Genomic DNA, 17,195 nt, shown 5'->3' on the forward strand with positions numbered 1-17,195 from the left:
AAACTGAAACAATGTTTTTTGCTTTAAACTTTTGTTTACGATTCTGAATTGATTTTTCAATGTCATAAATAAAACAGTAATTTTTAATACACGTAAACCTAAAAACGTTACATACATGCGCAACACATAAAAACAAAAAAATGAAACCAAGAAAAGAACTAATGGAAACGATGCACAAAGACCCTTCGAACTGGAGAGGCCTGTTCTATTTTAACCGCAAAGATCCGCGACTTACTGTGCCGAAAATAAATGGCCTTGGCTGGACCTTTAATTTTGCCAGCATATACAGTTGGCTAATCATTGTAGCAATAATATTGATTCTTTTGGGAGCACAGTTTTTGCTGTAGTTTTTTTGCTTTTCTGTTAAAACACCCGGTTATAATCCGCCGCCAGCGGACACCTCCCTTTACAAAGGAATATGAGAAAGTACCGTCCTTTAGGACAGTGACTAATTGACAATTCAAAAATGGCTTTAGCCTATAATTGGCAAGTGGTTCAAGCCATTTTTCTATTTCTTCTTTCAAACACCAAGCTAAAGCATGGTGCTAATACTAATCAAACAACATTGAATAATACCGCGAAATTTCCTGTTGTAATTCGCCAACACCAAAGGAGCGACTTTTCCGAATGGTTTCGCGACCATCGAAAAAAACAACGATGGTAGGTGCGGCAAAAACGCTATTTTGTGCGGCAACATCAGGCAACACATCCGACTTTACGTAAACCAGCTCCATTTTAGGAAATTCGGCTTTGGCCATTTCTTCTACCTTTGGTTTTAACACCTTGCACACCGAACACGCTTCGGTTGAAAAATAAGCTAATAGGGCAGCTCGTTCTTCTTTCAGTGTTATAAATTCGTCTATTGATTTTATTTCATTGAACATGACAATAAATATAGTGCTTTTATGAAATTCATAGTTCGACTCCGCTCACTATGACATTTGACTGGGCGCAGTTTCCCAAAGGAATTGCCTGGTAGGAATCCTAGTAATTTCCGATACTAAGCAGCACCAAAGTACAAGCCTCTTCGGCTTTAATACCATTGGCTTCCAGCATTACTGCGAATTCCGGATTTTCGGTACCCGGATTAAAAATAACGCGTTGTGGTTTCAATTTAAGAATATCGGTATAATACCCTGGTTGATGTTGCGGCCCCACATAGAGTGTAACAGTATGCACATCCTCGCCGGTAGGGAAAGTTGTTTCAATTACAACATCTTCAACCAGCCCTTTACGTTTTGCCAGTGCCACTACTTCGTGCTGGTTACTACGAAGTGCAAGAATAGCTCTGTTGGAGTATCGTGCCGGATTTTCGCTGGCACCAATAACAAGTGTTCGTTTGCCCATTTATATACGTTTTAAAAGTACAACAGCATTTACCGACATACCTTCTTCCCGGCCCTCGAAACCAAGCTTTTCGGTAGTTGTTGCCTTTACCGATATACGGTCGACATCAATTCCCAAAACATCGGCCATGCACTGTTCCATTTGCGGAATATGCGGCTTTAACTTGGGTTGCTGTGCCTGAACAGTGGAGTCGATATTAACAATCTGGTAGCCTTTCTGCTTCACCAGCTCGTACGACTTTTTTAGTAGAATTTTACTGTCTATATTTTTGAATTCGGCAGCGGTATCAGGAAAATGTGTGCCGATGTCGCGCAGTTTAAGAGCACCCAGCATGGCATCGCAAATGGCATGTATCAGCACATCTCCATCAGAGTGCGCTACTGTTCCTTTTTGGTGTGGAATTAAAATACCGCCTAGCCACAAAGTTTCTCCTTCGGCCAGACGGTGCACATCATATCCTTGTCCAATTCTGAAATCCATCAGCGTTGGTTACTAAATGCATCAATATCAAACGCCAGTGTAAAACGCAGCGTATTTTCCAATGGGTGGTTACGTTGCGTTGGCAACAGGTACGAGAAGTCGAGTGCAAATACATTCATTTTCAACCCCGCACCAGCTGTAATAAACTGACGATTACCTTTGTTTTCGTGCTCGTAGAAATAACCGGCGCGTAAAGCAAACTGCTTGTTGTACCAGTATTCAACACCCAACGACCATGTAATTTCCTGGAACTCTTCGCTTAATCCGCCCGGCGCATCGCCAAACGATTTAAAAATTCCTTCGATAATACCAATATCGGAGTTAATCCCTCCTGCATAAATAACATCGCCATCGCCATAACTCGTTGAATCAACCGGAGGTGTAGGCACCAACAGTTTATTCGCTTCAACAGCAAAACTGAATGAGTTATAATCGTCGAGCTCCATGGTGTACGAAGCACCTAATTTCAAGTTTGTTGGAATAAAGTCTTTCACCTCTCCCTCGGTATACGAAATTTTTGAACCGATATTCTGAATATTGATACCGGCAGCAAAAATATTATCTTGCCTTCCTGCTCTGAATTCATTATAATAATAAAAAGCCACATCGGCAGCAAATGAGTTACCGGCACTGGTTTCAACACCGTTTACCAACTGTCCACCGGTAAGGTCGGAACGAATGTAACGTACTGCAACCGCTCCCGAAAACACATCGCTTAACAAGCGCGAGTAGCCAAAATCAATCGCAAATTCATTTGGACTTTGCTGTCCCATAAATTCGCCCTGGTCGGAAGTAAAAACGATATCGCCCAACGCAAAATAGCGCAACGAAGCACTAATTGCCTGCACATCGTCTAACCTTTTGTATCCTGTCAGGTAAGCCAGGTTAATATCGTCAACCAGGTTACGCAACCATGGCGAATACGACAAACCAACTCCCATCTCACTCTCCATAAAAACATATTTTGCAGGGTTCCAGTGCTGCGAGTTCACATCGGCTGTTGTACCCACACCGGCATCACCCATACCACCAGCGCGCGAATCCGGCGTAATTGCCAAAAACGGAACGGCTGTAGTAATTGTATTGGCACCCGACAAGGTTCCCTGCGCCATTACATTCTCTGTTATCATGGCTGCAAGAGCCAACACAAATAAAATTCGTATTAATTTATTCATACTGTCTAAAAAATTGAGCATGCAAAGATAAAATATTTGTCTTTGCAACAATAGGTTAAATCTGTGTCCGGAATATTTTTTTCATTCCAGTTGTTTCTTTTCTTCCCGTGTAGCGTGAACGCATACAAGAATGAAAACGCAACTTTTGCTGAAAAATTTTACAGAATGTAAAAAATTATTGTGCCACCAACAATTTCCCTGATTTAGAAGCAATTACTCCATTGTTGTTTTTCAGAAAAACCTGGTAGACATAAACTCCTTGAGTAAGTGGAATTTTCGATTCGGAAAGATCCCAGCGTACCGGGTTACTGGAGCTTCCACTTGAACTGATTTCGGTCTCAAACTGATCAACCAATTTCCCGTTTATGTTATATATATCGAAAACCGCAGAAAAACTTTCTCCAGATTGATTGTGTTCGATTACAAAATAAGTGTAATCCATTATCGGATTCGGGTAGTTGCTTACCTCGTTGATGATAAAATCACCTGTCACTTCAAACTCAATTTCCACTTCTGATGAGTTGTTGGCCACATCCCATGCTTTTAAAGACAGTGTGTGCGTTCCTACCGAAAGGTCGCTTAAAGGATATTGCAAAGAGCCACTTGTGTAGTCATCTTTTTCTGCCTGATAGTAATTATTCAGCACGTAAACTTTTGAATAATCGTTATCGATAACCGCCGTAATATCGTGTCCGATTCCGGTACCAACAGTGTTAATCCCATTTTCATCCGACAAGTGAGCCAGCAACGTTGGATTTTTACCGGTCTTGTCGCCCGACTGAAAATCTTCCGAATCCAAAAAGAGCTGAATATCAGGCCCGCTGTTATCAGCCACTTCCGATCCTTCTCCGCCAATACTAAAATTAGTAAAGGCACCGTGCGCATCCTCATCACCATTTTGCGCGTAATACATAATTTTGCCCGAACCTATTTTATATGAAATATCTTTTGGTACAACAAAGCTAAAACTGAAATTCCCGTTGGTAACACTCGCTGTTCCGGAGTAGATAATATTATTCTGCACCTGGAAAGTCAACTCCCTGTTGTCGTTACCATTAGCAAGCGTTTGCATATCCATTTCCTTGTCGTAAACCGTGTGCGTGATTTCGCCGTTAAAATTGTTTATCCGGTTATCGAAATAGTCAGCCACATAACCTTCAATGGTAATTTTTTCGAGTGTTCCAATCGTATCAGGACTGCTTGTAGCCTCCTCGCCATTAATAGAAGTGGTTACTACCTGGTATTTCGGGTAAGAAAGTTTTAATGCCGGATCGGCCAGTAACGAAAAGTTGCGTTTGTTAGTTCCGTTAGCGAGGTTCGATTTTGCCAATCGCATAACATCGCCCATTCGGTAGTGTTTACCATTGGCGTCTTTTGCAAAAATAAAACGGTAAAAACTTTTGCTTAATTTGAAATTGGCACCCGATGTTACTACACGTGATGTTGAGAATAGACCAATACCACCGCCGTTTGGATTCATCAAAACATTTTCGCCGGCAGAAACATCATCAGCATCAAATCTACTGAACTCGCAGGTTGCTGTTACAAAAATAGGCAACTGGTTTCTGTTCGACCACGTATTGATATCGCTCACCTCCAGCACATGCTCGTGCGCCAAAAAGCGATCGTTGGCATGCCCGATGTAATTCAGAATAAGCACCCCTTCTTCTACCCTTTCGTTTATTGCGGCGTTTACATCAGGATAACGCTCGCCTGCCGGTGTAACATCCTCGGGGTAGGCATCAAAATATATTTTATCGGTTATAAATTCGCCATAATTTCGGTTTAGCGTATCGGCAATTTGTTCCGACTGCCTCATGTGAATTCCGGTATCACCGTCATCGCCTATCATACAAACCACATTTCTCCAGTCGCCCAGAGCTTCCGGTTCATAATAACGCTTTATTTTGTTAACCACCAATTGAGCCTGGTATGCTGTTGATGCCGGAATTCGGCCAATTCCCAGATCGATAGAACCGTTTGCCAGACTTTCTCCAGCATCAAGCATAACAAAATAATCGTCGCTTACATATGAATTGATCGGATCGAGCGAATTAACCGATTGATAAGTTGGGATAAAATTCATCCCGTTACCATTTATATTTCGGTTGTCGTAACTACCATCGCCAAAAAGCAATACATATTTTAATGTATTTCCTCTGTCGTAAACCATTTTTATGAAATTCCGAACACCCGTTGCACTTTTGCTCCCCGAGCTGAATTCGTTGTAAACATCGTCTACATCAACCACTTCAACACTCATTCCATCTTGCGAACGGTGGAAATCGGCCAATTCTTCGGCAGAACTCAGAAAATTACTGTGTGAGATGATCAGAAATTCAGGAGTATTTATCGCATGTAAATTTTGGTTATCAATATCCTCTACAAAAACCGGTTCAGGGAAAGTTCCCGATGTATTAAAAACCACGTATTCTTTCAACTCCGTTGCCTCTTGTTTAAATCGCATTTCCGAGCCACTTAATTCCGCCGCTAATTCTTTAGTATTATTAATGTCTGAAACATCTAATACTTTTGTATCGTCTCCTGCATTGGTAATCTGAAACTCAAGAACGTTACCGGAACCTATAGTTTTCGAATCACGGAAAAACAAGGGAGCATCGCCCACCACAATATTTCTTCGGTAATTTAACTCAATATAATCAAGCCACGCTTCGGCACTACTGTTCGCAGCATTGTAAGTAACGTCAATACCCTGTTCGCCTTCCGATAAAATTACATCCATAGTTGTTGTTTCCGAATCGGCATAAATACCGTAAGTTGCATCGGTATCCACACTCCTAAACGGTACTGCACCTGATTCAGTTCCTTCGGTGGTGATTCCAAAATTCGATGAACGATACGAACGGGCAGCGCCGCTTACCGTAAGCCTGGCATCCGTATCTTCTGCAACATCGGCAACATTAAATGTATACGTCTTTGAACCTCCAATTGTATATCGGTCTCCAAACCAGCGCTTTCCCGATCCCAGGCTCAACAAATTATATTTATCATTTTCCATCAGATCGTAACAATCAAACGATGATGTTGAATGTGTCGCTTCTGCTGAAACGCTTTCAAGTATTTCGGGCTTTTTAGGTGTTCCTGTTATCTCTCCCAGAAAGAGATAGCCATTTGTTGTAAATTCATTCGAACGATGCGTAAAATATCCTGCAGTATTCAAATCCCACTCTGTAACTCCGGGAGCATAAAAAAACAAACACTCATCGCCGTTATTTGTACCAGTCCAAACTGCACACTCCTCCAAATCGTCGTAGGTAATATTTCCAGGATCTTCCGATTGTATTTTTCCTCCGCTTCCAAATACCCCAACTTGTGTCGGATCCGAAAATCCCCAATCGCTCAAATTTGAAAAAGGTATCCTGTAAACACCCTTTCCTGAAGTGCGGATTTTTACCCAGTTACCGCTTGCCAGAACCGATTCTGATTTCCAATTAATAGCTTGCACCGATTTTTTATACACATCAGGAGCCGATCGCAACTCAAAACTTTTTAACCGATAGATTTTACCATTTTCTTCTTTCAGAGGAATAATCTGGAGTTCTACTTTTTTATCGTTTCCCGACTGCAAAACTGAAGTTTCTACTTTTAACTCAGAAGGAATTTCAACCGCTAATATTTTCCTAATACTGTCGCTAACTTCTTCAAAAACGGGATTCTCAACACTAAAACGAAGTATTTTATTTGGATTGTCGAGTTTGTATAAGCGCGTATAAACAGGCAAAGCCAAATGCGCCAGATCGCCCGACAAATCAGCATTTTCAAAGAATTCCAACACCTCTCCATCCCGGCTACCCGAATTTTCCTGCCAGTTGAGCACTATAATCTCATTATGCACATCGCTAACAGCAAAGCCAATCAGAACAATAAATAACAGGAGTATATATTTATTCATAAATACAGTCAATAATATAAGCTTGTAAACGGCTATCGGGTTCAAATATTGTAAATAAATCGGTAAACGAACCCCGCTTTTGGCCGAACGATGGCAAAGATATTAACATCCTTATTAAATCAAGAATAAAATAATTGAAAAGGCTGAACAATAAGAATTGAACAAATTAGTTATATTTGTGACGATGAGAAAATTTATACAAACAATGAATTTTATAAAATTAAAACCATTCGTTTTTATTGCCTTAGCCGCATTCGTATCCGGATGTGGACTATTCGGAAAAGGAGGCAGAGGAGAATCATCACGAACTACTGGTTGGGAATACAATGCCGAAGAGACCGGAAATATTCCAAATGTTTCGGGTTACGAGCAGGATGCCGGACCGGGTTTAGTTTTTGTTCAGGGTGGTACATTTACAATGGGCCGTGTAGAACAGGACGTAATGTACCTTAACGACAATTTTCCCCGAAGAGTTACTGTAGCTTCATTTTACATGGACGAAACAGAAGTTTCAAACCAGAGCTATCGTGAATTTACGCACTGGACCAGTCGTGTATATCCCGGCGATGTTGAAAAAATTAAGGCCATCACTCCCGACTCAACTGTTTGGCGAAAAGAACTGGCCTACAACGAACCATACGTGAACAACTACTTCCGTCACCCGGCATATTCTGAATATCCGGTGGTTGGAGTTACCTGGGAACAGGCAGACGCTTATTGTGCATGGCGCACAGACAGGGTAAACGAGCAGATATTGGTTGATAAAGGTATTATCACTCATGACAATACTCAATCAGGACAAAATATTTATACAACAGATACGTATTTAGCTGGAATTTATCAGGGAACTGACGGTGAAGATCCTGTAGAAAATCCTGATGGAACAACCCGGCGGCCTAAATGGGAAGACGGTATCATGTTGCCAAATTATCGTTTACCTACCGAAGCCGAATGGGAATATGCAGCCTACGGTTTAATTGGTAATACCGATGGCGAATTACTTACCGACCGCAAATTATATCCCTGGAACGGTTCATATCTTCGTCAGGACAAAAAAAAGGAAAAAGGCCGCTTAAGAGCCAACTTTGTTCGTGGACGTGGTGACATGATGGGTATGGCCGGAGCCTTGAATGATAACGCTGATATTGCAGCTCCTGTTTTCTCTTACGATCCTAACGATTACAATTTATATTGTATGTCGGGTAATGTTAATGAATGGGTAGCAGATGTTTACCGTCCAATGTCATTGTACGATGTGGAAGAATTTAACCCATACCGTGGCAATGTAATTACCGAATACCGCCGTGACCAGAATGGCGATTTGGTGAGAAACGAATATGGTGAACTAGTCAGAGATACTATTGCCGGCAAAGACTACCGGAATGTTTTGGATGGTGATCCTAACTCACAGATTGTTGAAGGAGACACATGGATTGGTAACGAAAGAGATACCGAAGGTATGTACATTCAGGATGAAAGACCTGGTGCTTTCTCTTCTTTAATTACCGATGAAGTTCGGGTATACAAAGGAGGATCGTGGCAAGACCGTCCGTATTGGCTGGTTCCCGGAACACGTCGTTATCTGGAGCAATCAAAAGCTAAAAACGATATTGGATTCCGCTGTGCAATGATAAGAGTTGGAAGCCCGGAGGGTTTCTAGATTAGAAAAATATTTTGAGAAAAGCTTCGTAGAACTGCGGAGCTTTTTTTATGCCAAACTGAATCGTATTTTTGCCTTATGACAAGTATTGAAAATATCTACGATTGTTTTCTAAAATCAACAAAAGTATCTACCGATAGCCGCAAAATTGATAATGGCTGCATTTTTTTCGCATTAAAAGGTGAAAATTTTAATGGCAACAAATATGCTCACGATGCGCTGAAAAAAGGAGCTGCCTATGCCGTTGTCGACGAAAAAGAATATGCCACAGATGAAAATATATTGCTGGTAGAAAATGTTCTGAGCACTTTACAACAACTTGCCCGTTACCACCGAAAACAATTGGGATTACCAATACTTGCCATTACCGGTTCCAACGGAAAAACAACCACAAAAGAGTTGATATCAACTGTTCTTTCCCGAAAATTTAAAGCAAGTTTCACTCAAGGTAACTTAAACAATCACATTGGAGTTCCCTTAACGCTGCTTGCAATGGACAAGAACACCGAATTTGGTGTAGTGGAAATGGGTGCAAACCATCGTGGCGAAATTGCCGATCTATGCCAAATTGCCGATCCGGATTTTGGTATCATTACCAATATTGGCCGGGCGCACCTTGAAGGATTCGGTTCATTTGAAGGTGTCATTAAAACCAAAGGAGAATTATACGATTACCTCGCAAAAAAGAAGGGAATTGTATTTTACAATGCCGACAATAAAATACTTAAAGAGCTAAGCGAATCACTTACTGAACGTATTTCTTATGGGAAAGAAAATGCCACATTCACCGGCGCCCCCATCCAAAGTCCACCGTTTATGCATGTAAAAGCTAATTTTAAGAAAGGTGTACTTTACCTGAATAGCAATCTAATTGGTGATTTTAATTTTGAGAATATTTTGGCGGCAGCATGCATTGGTAATCACTTTAATGTTGATCCCTTAAAAATCCAGCAAGCCATAAAAGAATATCAACCTAGTAACAACCGCTCGCAACTAATAACCAGAGGTGAAATAAAAATTATCATGGATGCCTACAATGCTAATCCAACAAGTATGCGTGCATCCATCGAAAGTTTTCTGGAGAATCTGAAAGGCGAAAAATTCCTTATCCTTGGAGATATGCTGGAACTGGGAGAATATTCAATAGAAGAACACGCAAAGATTGTGGGCACAATCCCAACTGAAATAAGAAACAACGCTTTTTTGGTCGGCGATGAATTTTCAAAGGCCAACAAAGACGTTAGTATAAAAACCTTTATCCATGTTGATGAATTATACGCTTACCTTAAAAATGAGCCCATAAAAAACGGGAACATTTTAATAAAAGGTTCCCGCGGTATTCAGCTTGAAAAAGTACTCGATCTTTTTAATTAGCCTGAGGTTTTTCAACTTTTAGTACGTCAGAAATAGCTTTCTCGAAAGTTTGTTTCGGAAGTGCTCCCATTGCCATTTGTGGCTGTCCGTCTTGCGGCACAAACAATAACGACGGAATACTTTGCACACCAAACATTCCAGCCAATTCCTGCTGCTCTTCGGTATTCACTTTGTAAATTACAATACTTTCTCCATATTCCGATTGCAACTCTTCAAGAACCGGAGCTACCGTTTTACATGGTCCACACCAATCGGCATAAAAGTCAATCAAACACGGCTTCTCACCTTCGTATTTCCACTCTTTGTTTGTTTCAAAATTGAAAATTTTCTCTTTAAATGTTTCTTTCGTTAAATGTTCCAACATGATTTTATTATTTTTAATATTTATATATCTATGTATTTCTATGTGTGTATATCAAAGATAATACCATTTTTTCAAATCCCAAGTTACTATATTATTTCAACTAAATAATTGTAATTTTGTCACGATTTTTAACAAAGTGGCAGCTTAGCCCAATTTGAATTACGATTTTTTGTCAGATGAGCAACAAACTAAAAGAAACGATTTTTAAAGATATACAGGCAGTTGCCGACCGTGTTGAAACAGAAACTTATGTGATTGGAGGATACGTACGTGACCTGTTTCTGGATAGACCTTCAAAAGATATCGACATTGTTACTATTGGTAGTGGTATTGATTTCGCCAACGAGGTGGCTAAAAGCTTAAAGCCGCCCCCAAGAGTTAATGTATTTAAAAACTTCGGAACGGCGATGTTAAAATACAAAGACCTTGAGATTGAATTTGTTGGAGCCAGAAAAGAGTCGTACCAACGCAACTCGAGAAAACCAATTGTGGAGGACGGCACGTTGGAAGACGATCAGAACCGCCGGGATTTTACCATTAACGCGATGGCGTTTGGTCTGAACCAGAACAATTTTGGGAAGCTTGTTGATCCTTTCAACGGGATGGATGATTTAACCAATAAGATTATCCGTACCCCTCTTGATCCTGATATTACATTCTCGGATGATCCATTACGAATTATGCGTGCTATTCGGTTTGCCACTCAGCTCGATTTTGAAATTGAAGACAAGACCTTAGAAGCCATTGCCAGAAATAAAGATCGTATTAAAATCGTTTCCACAGAGCGCATCATCGAAGAGCTCAATAAAATAATTATGGCTCCCAAACCATCGAAAGGGTTTAAGCTTTTGGAAGAAACCGGTTTACTGGCAATAATTTTCCCCGAATTGCAAAAAATGAAAGGTGTTGAGAAAGTCAAGGGGATTGGTCACAAAGACAATTTCTATCATACGATTGAAGTCCTCGACCGCCTGGTTCCCAACTCCGATAATTTGTGGCTGCGCTGGTCGGCATTATTACACGACATTGCTAAACCCAAAACAAAACGGTTCATCGAGGGGCTCGGCTGGACTTTTCATGCGCACAATTTTGTAGGTGTAAAAATGATTCCGAAGATATTTAAACGCATGAAATTACCACTGAATGAAAAGATGAAATACGTTCAGAAAATGGTAGGATTACACATGCGACCGATTGTCCTGTCGGAAGAGGTTGTTACTGATTCGGCAGTGCGTCGCTTGCTATTTGAAGCCGGTGATGACATTGACGATTTAATGACGCTTTGTGAGGCCGACATTACATCAAAGAATCCGGAGAAGGTGAAACGTTACATGACAAACTTTAAAGTGGTTCGGCAAAAACTGAGAGAAATTGAAGAGAAAGACGCCGTCAGAAATTTTCAGCCGCCTGTGGATGGAGAGCTTATAATGAAAACGTTTAACCTGTCGCCATGTCGTGAAGTTGGACAATTAAAAGATGCTATAAAAGAAGCTATTCTTGATGGAGAGATACATAACAATTACGAAGAAGCTTTTGCTTTTATGCTGAAAAAAGCAGAAGAAATGGGGCTTAGCACAAAAGATTAGTTTTGTTGCAGTTTTAATAATACTGGTAAATGATCGCTAAAACCTTCGTTATAGCGGAATCCCGTGTACGTGCGGTGTAATTTTCTGCCTCCGCGTGTTTCGTCGGGCTCAAATAAATAGGGCAAATCGCAAACGGTAGCTTTTTTTGGGTTCGTGCTCAAACCACTCGTAGAAGTCAACAAGTTTGGCGATACAATTATTTGGTCGAAAACAAACCACCGTCCCTGATATTTTAATGTACCTTCTTCCTTATCCAGCCACGGAAAGGACAAATTGTACAAGCTTGCCGATTCATTGTATAAAGGACTGCTTGCAGCAAGGTATTTTGAAATACTTTCATCATTTGGCTGATCATTAAAATCGCCAACTATAACTACATTGGCATCTTGATCTATTTGAATTATTTCTTTGTATTTAGAGTAAAGCAAACGAGCTGCCTGTTGTCGTGCCGGTCGTGTTTCAAGCAAACCAGAATAACGGGATGGCCAGTGGTTTACAAATACATGTATGGAATCACCATTATTTACCGTTCCTAAAACGTGTAGAATTTCACGACTTTTACGAATGCCACCATTTTTATTTTGCAAGGGATAATAGTTATAATCAAGCGGATAAAAAGTTTCAGAATTGTAAATCATCGCCACGTCTATTCCCCGTGGATCCGGAGATTCCTTATGGATTATTTTGTAAGGTGTAGCTTTTAGCGGCGTGTCTTTTATAAGTTTTTGTAATACGTAACGATTCTCCACTTCGCACAACCCAATCAAATCAGGCATCGTCCAACCACCGGCACTAAGTATAACTTTCGAGATGTTATTTATTTTATTATTAAAACGTTTTCTGGTCCAGTGGCGCTCGCCGCCAGGAGTAAATTCATCATCCGCAGTTAAGGAATCATTTTGGATATCAAACAGATTTTCAACATTATAAAAGAGTATTGAAAACTCGGCATTACTATTTTGAGCATTGCCTTTTGCAATGAGTAGAACAAGGGATAAACAAAAAAGAAAGCGTTTCATTTTACTTTTCAATGCGTTCGTACGCCCCAAGATCGGGCCATCTTCTCCAGTTCGGCTCTTATTCAATATATCTAGCGGATATAGTTCAGAATACCTCGAAGTACCCACATCTTTTGCTGCCGACAAAGTATCCAACTCATAGTTGTATTCATCGTAAGGATCAACAAAACGCGGATCAAAATCGCTTCCAATCATCGCATTAATGTAGTGATTCGTATTGCTGGTATTTAAGGTGTCGGGTGCCTGAATAATACAGTGATCAAACAGGTAATTGAATGTGTTTTCTTCGTTATCACCCAACTCCAGTTCGTTTCCAATATTACCGTAAATAATACTGTTACCAAAAGTAGCTTTGGCCAAATCGCCATTGTACGAAATTTGTTCTCCTTTTGAATTTTCAACAATTAGCACATTCGATACAACCAGCGCAGGAGTGGTTCGAACAGCCGCCCCGTAATTGCCCCAATAATTGGCAATGGTTGAGTGGTAAAATTCGTATTCTCCTCCAACAAGCAAGGCTGCGGCATAGTAACCACAGTTGGCTATTACTGCATTGTAAGCAAAGATCTTCGACTTCAGAGCAAACACACCGGCGTAAGCCATATTTTCAATTCTGGAATTTGTTAAATCGACAGAAGCATAACCTTCGTTTTCAATCGTTCCAACCTGCAACCCAATATTCGCATTTTTAATGGTGGTAAAGTTGAATACATTATCATGACTCCCCGAGTACAGAACTACTCCGTTCCACTGATCCGGAATATCTTCGTACGATGGTTCCAGACGATCGGCCCGGAAAATTATCGGAGATTCGAAAGTACCATCAGCAACCACATTTCCCCGAACATACATACCAGCATCTTTATGAAAATATATTTTTGTCCCCGGCTCAATTGTCAATGTCGACAAACTGTCAACATACGCATAATCGTATACCAGGTATGGCTTTTCAGCTGTCCAGGTAGTCGTCTGAAGCCGTTCACTTTTTATCAGTTTAAAATCCTGCCCATAGGCTTCGAGCATGATACTCTGAAAATTTGTATTGGTTGTAAATTCAATGGAATCTGCTACAACCATCGGCAAATTTTGCCCGTTCGGATCGATTGTAACTTCAACAAAAATATAAATACTGTCTCTCGCCGGTAATCCAATCTCGTACAACTCGGTCCCCATATAACCATTAATATTCAACCTAAAGTTGGAGGCATCTCCTCCTGCCAGCCGAATACGGGAAATTAAAACATCCTCGTCATAAGGATTGCTCACCGTAAAACGACGTGTTGTTGATCCGATGGTTGTGAAAATGGTATCGAAAGTTACTGTATCAACCGAAAATCGAAGTTGTGCATCTGTAGACGACAAATATCCCTCATCCTCACACGAGAAGAGCATAACAAACACAAGGGCTGCTGTCAGTATTTGAAGTAGATATTTTATCAATTCGAAATTATTTTATATTCTTATAACGCCAACTTTCTCTCCTTATTTTACAAATATAAAAAATCAATTCACAATTTTTAACATTTCTTGACAATCCTTAGCTCTTTACAGCATCTTTTTCAGAAATGAGTAACAAACCAAGTATTGTAATTGCCCCATTTAGAATAAGTATTTCGAATCCAAACTGATAGCCATTAAAAAGTACTTCAGAATAAGTTGAAATAAAGTAGCACAAAACCGGAGCAAAAATTCCGATAATTGGCACCCATTTGTCTTTCACTTTTCGGGATGAATACATGCCAAAAAGAAATAAACCAAGAATTGGACCATAAGTATATCCGGCAACGGTGAAAACAGCCACCACAATACTCTGATTATTAATGGCATCAAAAACAAGAATAACGGCAATTAATAGCACTGAAAACATTAAGTGAGAAATCATTTTCAAACGGCGCTTTTTGTCTTCGGGATACTTATGTATTTTCAGAAAATCGACAGTAAAAGACGTTGTTAATGCCGTTAATGCTGAGTCGGCACTTGAATAAGCTGCCGCCGTAATTCCTAGCAAAAAGGCAATTCCTACAGGCAATCCAAAGTATTTTAAAGCCAGCAGCGGATAAAGATCATCTGTATTTTCCGGCAATGAAATTCCATGCTCCCGGGCAAAAATGTATAGCATTACTCCCAAACTCAGAAACAGCACCACTGTAAAAAGAAACGACATACTAAACACCAACATATTTTTCTGTGCTTCGCGTTTATTCTTACAGGTCAGGTTTTTTTGCATCATATCCTGGTCCATTCCAACCATAACAATGGTGATGAACATTCCGGAAATAAACTGTTTAAAAAAGTTATTTCCTGAGCGCCAGTCCCAAAAGAAAAGTTGCGAGTTATTGTCTTCTGTTATGGTTCTAACCAAGCCCGACAAATTCAAATCAAGGCTTCGCGAAATGGCAACAATGGTAAAAACAACTGCACTAACCAGAAACAGTGTTTGCAAGGTATCGGTCCAAACAATGGTTTTAATACCTCCTTTAAATGTATACACCCAAATAAGTGCAATGGTAACAATAACCGTTAATGAAAACGGGATATTAAAAGCATCGAAAAAAGCGATTTGCAAAACTCCCGCAACCAAAAATAATCGGAATGCAGCACCGATCAATTTTGAGATCAAAAAGAAAAAAGATCCGGTTTGGTAGGATCGTGGACCAAACCGTTCGTCGAGAAAAGAATAAATAGAAACCAGATTAAGCCGATAATACAAAGGCAACAAAATACCCGCCACCAGCCAGTACCCCACCAAATTTCCAAACACAAACTGCAGATACGAAAATGCCGAATTACCAACTTCGCCCGGAACGGAAATAAAAGTTACTCCGGACAGTGTTGCTCCCACCATTCCGAAAGCCACCAAATACCATGGCGATTTTCGGTTAGCAGTAAAAAATGCCTGTGTATCTGCTTTTCGCGCGGTTAACCATGAAATAAAAATTAGCACTAAAAAATAACCAAGAACAATTCCAAGAACAAGATATGGGCTCATAATTAATGTTTATTCGAAATCGGGGTAGAGTAAATACTTTTTTCTCATTTGTTTGAATTCTTCCAACTCTGGCTGCCAGCTTTCTAAAATTTCAGCCTCAGTTTTTCCTTCTCTGATTTGTTTGATCATTGAGTCCGTTCCGGCAAGCAGGTTCAACCAACGTTCGCGCGTGAGAAAATCAGCCTCATCCTCGTATTTATTATAGAAGTCGAGGAAGTATTTCAATGTAAATTTTGGCGTTTCGTCCAAGGTTCTTAAATCAACGCCATAACATTTTTTGTCTTTATTTAACGGATTAATCGCCACACCCGGGATACTGCGTGGAGTGAACTCAAAATTACCAAGATCTTCATTTAAACCACCCAAAACCTGGAAAGGGAAATCGGTCCCCCGCCCAACACTTACACTGGTGGCTTCAAAAAAACACAGCGACGGATATAAACGAACAGCACGGTCGTTTGGTAAATTTGGCGATGGACGCACCGGTAGCGAATACGCCATTTTATGATCGTAATTTTTTACAGGAATAACAGTAAGTTCACATTTTGATTCTGCCTCATGCCATCCTTCTTCATTAATCATTTTCGCCAGTTCACCAACTGTACATCCATGCACTATCGGAATCGGATCAAGACCTACAAACGACTCAAACCCTTCTTCTCTTACAGGGCCGGCGACATAATCACCATTCGGGTTGGGACGATCGAAAACAATTAGCGGCACATCATACTCCGCACACGCTTCAATAACGTAATGCAAGGTTGAAATGTAGGTATAAAACCGGCAACCGACATCCTGAATATCGAAAATAACCGCATCCAGCCCATCGAAATGTTCGGCTGTTGGTTTTTTGTTTTTACCGTACAACGAGAAAACCGGCAACCCCGTGCTTTTATCCAGGCCATCTTCCACTTCACCTCCTGCCGATACATCGCCTCTGAAACCATGTTCAGGAGCAAATATCTTTTTAACGGCAACCTGTTGCTTTAATAAAAAATCAACCAGATGCTCGCCTTCAGCAATGGATGTATTGTTCACAACCAAACCAACATTTTTATCTTTTAAGATATCTAAATATAGCGAAGTACGCTCCCCTCCTACAATAATTTCGTTATCTTGCAGTGCCATGCAACCGCTGGCAAACAACCATAAAACTAACACAAAAAAAATCCTGAACATAGGCTTTAAAATATTACATTTGCGCGAACGAAGATAGATTTTAAATTTTTTAAAAAGCAATCATTCGGACAAAAAGTGAAACGAAAATGAAATAAAATTACGATGTGTG

13 protein-coding genes are annotated in these 17,195 nt (G+C 40.3%); 4 read left to right on the forward strand and 9 right to left on the reverse strand.

Annotated features, from left to right (window positions below):
- Positions 1-140 precede the first annotated feature (140 nt).
- On the forward strand, positions 141-347 hold the full coding sequence (locus G0Q07_RS18600) for a DUF5808 domain-containing protein (RefSeq protein WP_203532607.1): 207 nt from the start codon (positions 141-143) through the stop codon (positions 345-347).
- 204 nt (positions 348-551) lie between these two features.
- Here the strand turns inward: G0Q07_RS18600 and G0Q07_RS18605 are convergent, their stop codons facing one another.
- From G0Q07_RS18605 to porU, 5 genes are all read right to left on the reverse strand, one after another.
- The gene (locus G0Q07_RS18605; protein ID WP_163348571.1) at positions 552-884 is read right to left on the reverse strand and encodes a thioredoxin family protein; all 333 of its coding nucleotides are present in this window, start codon (positions 882-884) and stop codon (positions 552-554) included.
- Between the two features lie 100 nt (positions 885-984).
- On the reverse strand, positions 985-1,347 hold the full coding sequence (locus tag G0Q07_RS18610; RefSeq protein ID WP_163348572.1) for a CoA-binding protein: 363 nt from the start codon (positions 1,345-1,347) through the stop codon (positions 985-987).
- Complete coding sequence (gene ispF, locus G0Q07_RS18615; protein ID WP_163348573.1) at positions 1,348-1,827, reverse strand: 2-C-methyl-D-erythritol 2,4-cyclodiphosphate synthase; 480 nt, start codon at positions 1,825-1,827, stop codon at positions 1,348-1,350.
- Positions 1,827-3,002: a type IX secretion system outer membrane channel protein PorV gene (gene porV / locus G0Q07_RS18620; RefSeq protein ID WP_163348574.1), complete on the reverse strand. Its 1,176-nt coding sequence runs from the start codon at positions 3,000-3,002 to the stop codon at positions 1,827-1,829. The genes ispF and porV overlap by 1 nt, the downstream gene beginning before the upstream one ends.
- Before the next feature lie 175 nt (positions 3,003-3,177).
- A complete protein-coding gene (gene porU / locus G0Q07_RS18625; RefSeq protein WP_163348575.1) occupies positions 3,178-6,915 on the reverse strand; it encodes a type IX secretion system sortase PorU in 3,738 nt (1,245 codons plus the stop codon).
- A 205-nt stretch (positions 6,916-7,120) separates the two neighbouring features.
- Here porU and G0Q07_RS18630 point away from each other — a divergent pair, with 205 nt between their 5' ends.
- The gene (locus G0Q07_RS18630) at positions 7,121-8,575 is read left to right on the forward strand and encodes an SUMF1/EgtB/PvdO family nonheme iron enzyme (RefSeq protein WP_163348576.1); all 1,455 of its coding nucleotides are present in this window, start codon (positions 7,121-7,123) and stop codon (positions 8,573-8,575) included.
- A gap of 78 nt (positions 8,576-8,653) precedes the next feature.
- Complete coding sequence (locus G0Q07_RS18635; protein ID WP_163348577.1) at positions 8,654-9,949, forward strand: UDP-N-acetylmuramoyl-tripeptide--D-alanyl-D-alanine ligase; 1,296 nt, start codon at positions 8,654-8,656, stop codon at positions 9,947-9,949.
- Here G0Q07_RS18635 and trxA read toward each other — a convergent pair.
- Positions 9,942-10,313 carry a thioredoxin gene (gene trxA / locus G0Q07_RS18640; RefSeq protein WP_163348578.1) on the reverse strand — a complete coding sequence of 124 codons (372 nt, stop codon included), beginning with the start codon at positions 10,311-10,313 and terminating at the stop codon, positions 9,942-9,944. The genes G0Q07_RS18635 and trxA overlap by 8 nt on opposite strands.
- A 176-nt stretch (positions 10,314-10,489) precedes the next feature.
- On the opposite strand from trxA, the gene G0Q07_RS18645 reads away from it, so the two are divergent.
- Positions 10,490-11,899 carry a CCA tRNA nucleotidyltransferase gene (locus tag G0Q07_RS18645; RefSeq protein ID WP_163348579.1) on the forward strand — a complete coding sequence of 470 codons (1,410 nt, stop codon included), beginning with the start codon at positions 10,490-10,492 and terminating at the stop codon, positions 11,897-11,899.
- On the opposite strand, the gene G0Q07_RS18650 is transcribed toward G0Q07_RS18645, so the two are convergent.
- The 3 genes from G0Q07_RS18650 to G0Q07_RS18660 all read right to left on the reverse strand — a co-directional run bounded on the left by G0Q07_RS18650 (position 11,896) and on the right by G0Q07_RS18660 (position 17,086).
- Complete coding sequence (locus G0Q07_RS18650) at positions 11,896-14,358, reverse strand: endonuclease/exonuclease/phosphatase family protein (RefSeq protein ID WP_163348580.1); 2,463 nt, start codon at positions 14,356-14,358, stop codon at positions 11,896-11,898. The genes G0Q07_RS18645 and G0Q07_RS18650 overlap by 4 nt on opposite strands.
- A gap of 97 nt (positions 14,359-14,455) precedes the next feature.
- Positions 14,456-15,907: a sodium:solute symporter gene (locus G0Q07_RS18655; protein ID WP_163348581.1), complete on the reverse strand. Its 1,452-nt coding sequence runs from the start codon at positions 15,905-15,907 to the stop codon at positions 14,456-14,458.
- A 9-nt stretch (positions 15,908-15,916) separates the two neighbouring features.
- On the reverse strand, positions 15,917-17,086 hold the full coding sequence (locus G0Q07_RS18660) for an exo-beta-N-acetylmuramidase NamZ family protein (RefSeq protein WP_163348582.1): 1,170 nt from the start codon (positions 17,084-17,086) through the stop codon (positions 15,917-15,919).
- Positions 17,087-17,195 lie beyond the last annotated feature (109 nt).

Origin of the sequence: Draconibacterium halophilum, assembly GCF_010448835.1 — a bacterium.
In the GTDB taxonomy this organism is placed as follows: domain Bacteria; phylum Bacteroidota; class Bacteroidia; order Bacteroidales; family Prolixibacteraceae; genus Draconibacterium; species Draconibacterium halophilum.

Bases quoted from the DNA above. Each gene is read 5' to 3' on its own strand.
- ispF (WP_163348573.1), bottom strand. From the start codon at position 1,827: ATGGATTTCAGAATTGGACAAGGATATGATGTGCACCGTCTGGCCGAA.
- G0Q07_RS18635 (WP_163348577.1), top strand. From the start codon at position 8,654: ATGACAAGTATTGAAAATATCTACGATTGTTTTCTAAAATCAACAAAA.
- G0Q07_RS18610 (WP_163348572.1), bottom strand. From the start codon at position 1,347: ATGGGCAAACGAACACTTGTTATTGGTGCCAGCGAAAATCCGGCACGA.
- G0Q07_RS18645 (WP_163348579.1), top strand. From the start codon at position 10,490: ATGAGCAACAAACTAAAAGAAACGATTTTTAAAGATATACAGGCAGTT.
- porU (WP_163348575.1), bottom strand. From the start codon at position 6,915: ATGAATAAATATATACTCCTGTTATTTATTGTTCTGATTGGCTTTGCT.
- trxA (WP_163348578.1), bottom strand. From the start codon at position 10,313: ATGTTGGAACATTTAACGAAAGAAACATTTAAAGAGAAAATTTTCAAT.
- G0Q07_RS18660 (WP_163348582.1), bottom strand. From the start codon at position 17,086: ATGTTCAGGATTTTTTTTGTGTTAGTTTTATGGTTGTTTGCCAGCGGT.
- G0Q07_RS18605 (WP_163348571.1), bottom strand. From the start codon at position 884: ATGTTCAATGAAATAAAATCAATAGACGAATTTATAACACTGAAAGAA.
- porV (WP_163348574.1), bottom strand. From the start codon at position 3,002: ATGAATAAATTAATACGAATTTTATTTGTGTTGGCTCTTGCAGCCATG.
- G0Q07_RS18600 (WP_203532607.1), top strand. From the start codon at position 141: ATGAAACCAAGAAAAGAACTAATGGAAACGATGCACAAAGACCCTTCG.
- G0Q07_RS18630 (WP_163348576.1), top strand. From the start codon at position 7,121: ATGAATTTTATAAAATTAAAACCATTCGTTTTTATTGCCTTAGCCGCA.
- G0Q07_RS18655 (WP_163348581.1), bottom strand. From the start codon at position 15,907: ATGAGCCCATATCTTGTTCTTGGAATTGTTCTTGGTTATTTTTTAGTG.